This is a genomic window from Mycobacterium sp., from assembly GCF_044342925.1.
Classification (GTDB): domain Bacteria; phylum Actinomycetota; class Actinomycetes; order Mycobacteriales; family Mycobacteriaceae; genus Mycobacterium.
The window spans coordinates 1-4,956 of sequence record NZ_JBIIOV010000208.1 but is presented as its reverse complement, the minus strand read 5'-3'; the positions used below and the strand labels follow the sequence as shown (position 1 = coordinate 4,956).

At 67.0% G+C, this 4,956-nt stretch carries 2 protein-coding genes and 1 pseudogene; all 3 read left to right on the top strand.

Going from position 1 to position 4,956, the window contains the following annotated elements; genetic code table 11:
- Positions 1–773 (top strand): ABC transporter ATP-binding protein (locus tag ADBZ6I_RS15955; protein ID WP_526385547.1); only part of this gene is annotated, 773 nt, incomplete at its 5' end.
- Positions 774–885: 112 nt separating this feature from the next.
- Positions 886–4,137, top strand: coding sequence for a lipocalin family protein (locus ADBZ6I_RS15950; protein ID WP_526385545.1), 3,252 nt, complete (start codon positions 886–888; stop codon positions 4,135–4,137).
- 377 nt (positions 4,138–4,514) lie between these two features.
- Positions 4,515–4,956 (top strand): annotated as a pseudogene (locus ADBZ6I_RS15945) (DNA-directed RNA polymerase subunit beta); the annotation flags it as partial.

The following is a 4,956-nucleotide window of genomic DNA, read 5'->3' as shown; positions in this document are numbered from 1 at the left end:
ACGGCGCGCTGTTCGGCTCGATGAACCTCTACGACAACACGGCCTTCCCGCTGCGCGAGCACACCAAGAAGTCCGAGACCGAGATCAACAAGATCGTCATGGAGAAGCTCGACATCGTGGGTATGCCCAACGACGGGCACAAGTTCCCCGGCGAGATCTCCGGCGGTATGCGCAAGCGCGCCGGCCTGGCCCGGGCGCTGGTGCTCGACCCTGAGATCATCCTCGTCGACGAGCCGGACTCCGGTCTGGACCCGGTGCGTACCGCGTACCTGAGCCAGCTGTTGATCGACATCAACGCTCAGATCGACGCCACCATCCTGATCGTGACGCACAACATCAACATCGTGCGGACGGTGCCGGACAACATCGGCATGCTCTACCGCAAGCACCTGGTCATGTTCGGCCCCCGTGAGGTGCTGCTGACCAGCGAGGAGCCTGCCGTCAAGCAGTTCCTCAACGGCCGCCGTATCGGCCCCATCGGCATGTCCGAGGAAAAGGACCAGGCCACCGCGGCCGCTGAGGCAGCGGCGATGGAGGCCGGCCAGAGCGACGGCGGTGTCGAAGAGATCGAGGGTGTGCCGCCGCAGATTCAGGCCACTCCGGGCATGCCGGAGCGCAAGGGCGTCGCGCGCCGGCAGGCCCGCGTGCGGGAGATCCTGCACACCCTGCCGCCGGCCGCACAGGAGGCGATTCTGGAGGATTTGGCGAAGACCGGCGGCGCAACTCCCGCTGCTCACTCCTACGCCAGCGAGACCACCGACTACGGAGACTGACAGTTCGGTCTGACCAATCGATGACGCGGCCCAGCGGTATCGCCTGTTTGAACGCCCGGCCGTCGTCTCCGGGGTAGCGTTTGTCCGATCGTTCTTTTAGGAGGCAAGCGTTATGGTTGGTCGTCGGAGTCTTCTGGGTACCAGTGCCGTTCTGGTCGGGCTGGGTTCAGCTCTGATCTCCGGCACGGCGGTCGCCGTCGCCGACAGCGGCGACAGTGACACCCGGCAGAGCGACAGCACGCCGGCTTCCGCCCCGAGCGCTTCTTCGGCCTCCGACTCCAGCTCCGCCGCCCCGACCCGCCGCGCTCCGCGCGGTCGCGGCGCCCCCGAAACGGCGCAGGCATCAGCGGGCAACGACGACGTCCCGACCGCGCAGGTCCCTGCCGTCGAGGCGCCTGTCGAGCCCGTTACGTCCCCGCGCGGCGGCATTGTCACCGAACCCGAATCGGCGTCGGACAGCCCGGCGCCAGCCGCCGCTGTTCCTGCGGCCGCCACCGTCGCCCAGCCGGCCCAGCCCGTCGAGGACGCGCCGGCAGCGGTCGACGTCGTCGATGTCCCCTCCGCACCGGCGGTTGTCACGGTCGCCGCTGAGCCGGCTGCCGCACCGAGTGCTGCCGTGGCCGAGCGCGCGGACATCGCCCCTTTGGTGGCCGCGGTCACCGCAGCGCCCGCCGCTGCCGCTTACGCCGCGCCTGCTCCGGCGCCGGCGCCGGCGCCGGCCTCCAGCGTGCTGTTCGACGTTCTCACCGGGTTCGGCGGAGGACCTGCTGGCGGCGCGGTCATCGCGGCACCGGCGTTGGCGGCCTTCACCGGTCAGCGCGAGAGCGCGGCACCAGCTGCGGTTGTCGGCACTCCGGTCGTCGCCGCCGCCCCGCCCGATCCCAGTGCCGCGCTGCCCACCAACGGCGTCACCGGTGTGCAGATCGGCCACTCCCGGCTGACGATGCCGGGTGCCTTCATCGGGGACACCGTCGCCGCCGACTGGTACTTCCCGACGCAGGTGAACGGGTCGGTCCAGGCCCAGGGCGTCATCTGGCTCCAGCACGGGTTCGGTGCGAACAACATCCTGTACTCGGCACTGGCCGAGGAACTGGCGCAGAAGACCAACAGCATCGTGGTGGCTCCCAACCTGTCGTCCATCCCGTTCACCTTCTCGGGAAGCTGGCTCAACGGCAAGGAGAGCCAGGAAGCCGCGGCCGCGATGTTCTTGGACCCGAACCGCACCGAACTGGTCAAGAGCGCCCTCGACGCGGGATACACCGGCGACGTCGATTTGCTCAAGGGCAGCTTCGTGCTGACCGGGCACTCCGCCGGCGGCGGGTTCGCCTCCGCGGTGGGCTCCGACTACGTCACCCAGGGGTCCAGCGCGCAGGACGCCGACCTCGGCGGCGTGGTGATGTTCGACGGTGTCTCCAACGGCGTCTTCAACGGCGACTTCACCAAGCAGGTGCAGGCTCTGGTGGCCGCCGGCAAGCCGATCTACCAGATCGCCGCACCGGCGCAGATCTGGAATTCCTTCGCCGCCACCACCAATCAGCTGCTTGCCGCCAACCCGGGCGCGTTCGACGGTGTGGTCCTAGTCGGCGGGTCGCATGTCGATTCGGTGCTCGGCGTCAACTCCGTGTTCGACACCGTGCTTCAGTTGGTCGCCGGATTCGTGCCGGCCGGCAACACCGCCGCGACCTACGCGCTGAGCACCGGGTGGATCAACGACTTCTATGCCGGGGCCACCCCGAACGCTCCGCAGTACGGCATCTACGCGCCGGCCAACCAGCAGATCATCTTCGGCGACGCGTCCGGGGTGGCGCTGCCCACGGTCACCCTGAACCAGATCGGCCCGCTGGGCAGCGTCCTCAAGTCGTTCACCGACGTCATCTTCAACCTGCTCGGCATCCCGCCCACGCCGGAAGTCAACACCGGCACCAACGGCGTCACCGCTCTGGTCACCGCGCCGAAGACCAACGGAGTCACCGGCGTCAAGACCGGCGGCGCCGACCTGGTCATTCCGGAAGGCAACGGTTACAACGCGCCCGCCGACTGGTATTTCCCGACCCAGGCCGACGGCACGGTGCAGGCCAACGGCGTCATCTGGCTGCAGCACGGCTTCCTCGGCTTCAAGGGCTGGTATTCCGACATGGCGATGGCGCTCGCCAAGGAGACCAACAGCGTCGTCGTGGTGCCGCAGATCAACTGGTTCGACGACGCGTTCTCCGGCGAGGCCGCGGCCGAGATGTTCGTCGGCAGCCGGCCCGCACTGAATATCAGCGCCAATCAGGCCGGCTACACCGGTGTGCTGCCGCAGAAGTTCATCCTGACCGGACATTCGGCCGGTGGCAGCTTCGCCACCGTGGCTGGCGCCGGGACCGTCGACAACGGTGCGGCCGCCGACCTGCTCGGCGTGGTGATGTTCGACGGGGTGTCGTCCCCGGAGCGCTTCGCTCCGTCGATCGCCAAGCTCGACAGCCTGGGTATCGCGGACTACCAGATCGCCGCGCCGCCGCAGTCCTGGAACGCCTGGGGGCGGACCACCGAAGAGCTCGCCCAGCTGCTTCCGGGTGAGTTCATCGGCACGATGATCGACCAGGGTACGCACACCGATTCCGTGGCCGGCAGCTCGGCCTGGGGAGATATTGGCGAGGTGGGCAGCGCCATCTTCGTCGGGGCGTCCCCTCCGGGCGGTCAGCAGGCGGTGCGCACCTTCGCCACCGGCTGGATCAACGACTTCTACGCCGGTCTCGCGGCCACCGATCCGCAGCCCAAGTACGGCATCTACGGCAACCCGAACGACGGCACCTACGTGGCCAACAGGCCGCTGGTGATGGGACAGGCCGGCGCCAACACGCTGCCCTCCCCGCCGCCGGTGGACGTCGACAAGTACGCCGGCACCTGGTACGAGCAGGGCAGTGTCAAGCAGTTCTTCGCCATCGGCCTGGTCAACACCAAGGCTGTCTACACACCGCAGCCCGATGGCAGCATCAAGGTGGAGAACTCCGGCAACTACTTCGGACCCAACGGGCCGGAGTCGACGATCACCGGCTCCGCCGTGGCGGTCAACAGCCCCACCAACACCCGGCTCAACGTTGGTTTCGGCTTCGGGGACCCGAACAACCGGGAGCCCGGCAACTACTGGATCCTCGACTACGACCCGGACTACAAGTGGGTCATCGTCAGTGATCCGAGTTATCGAAGCGGCTACATCCTGACCCGTGACCAGACCATCCCCGAGGCCGAGTACAACGCGCTGGTCGCGCGGGCCCAGCAGTTGGGCGTGAAGGGCCGGATCACCGTGACCGAGCAGTTCCCGCCGACGTCGGTTGCGGACATGCCCGGACCGGCTTCGGTGCCGACCACGATCGCGATCTGAGTCGGCAACAGTTAAGAAATAGGAAGAAAGCCGGCCAAACACCGCGGAATCGCTTGACGGAAGGGCGAGTACGGGTCACGCTGTCTGCAGCATGCGTGCCGGTAGCAACTTCGCCAGCCAGCGTCAGCCCGCTCCGGCATGCGCTGGTTGAGCGAGGCGCCGTCTTGGGGTATGGTTAGACGTTGCGCTGGCTTCCCCCTGCCCCCCTCACATCGCACCTCGACAACGTGGTCTTGGTTTGAGCTGTTAGTAGCAGCTCAGGAGACCTTTTACGTGTCGTGCGTTGATGGACCCGGTCAGGCGATCGCCAGAGCGAACCGACGCAGATTAGCGGCGATGGATCCGGCTCCGGCCGGCATCCGGGCAGTCCGCATGAGGTGCTGGAAGGATGCATCTTGGCAGTCTCTAGCCAGAGCAAAGCGACGAACAACTCTTCGAACTCCGTTCCGGGGGCTCCACATCGAGTCTCATTTGCCAAGTTGCGTGAACCACTCGAAGTTCCGGGCCTGCTCGACGTCCAAACCGATTCCTTCAAGTGGCTGATCGGCGCTGATGGGTGGCGTACCAAGGCCAAGGCCGCCGGTGACCCGAACCCGGTCGGCGGCCTCGAGGAGGTGCTCGCCGAGCTCTCACCCATCGAGGACTTCTCCGGGTCCATGTCGCTGAGCTTCTCCGACCCGCGCTTCGACGAAGTCAAGGCGCCGGTCGACGAGTGCAAAGACAAGGACATGACGTACGCGGCCCCGCTGTTCGTCACGGCCGAGTTCATCAACAACAACACCGGCGAGATCAAGAGCCAGACGGTCTTCATGGGCGACT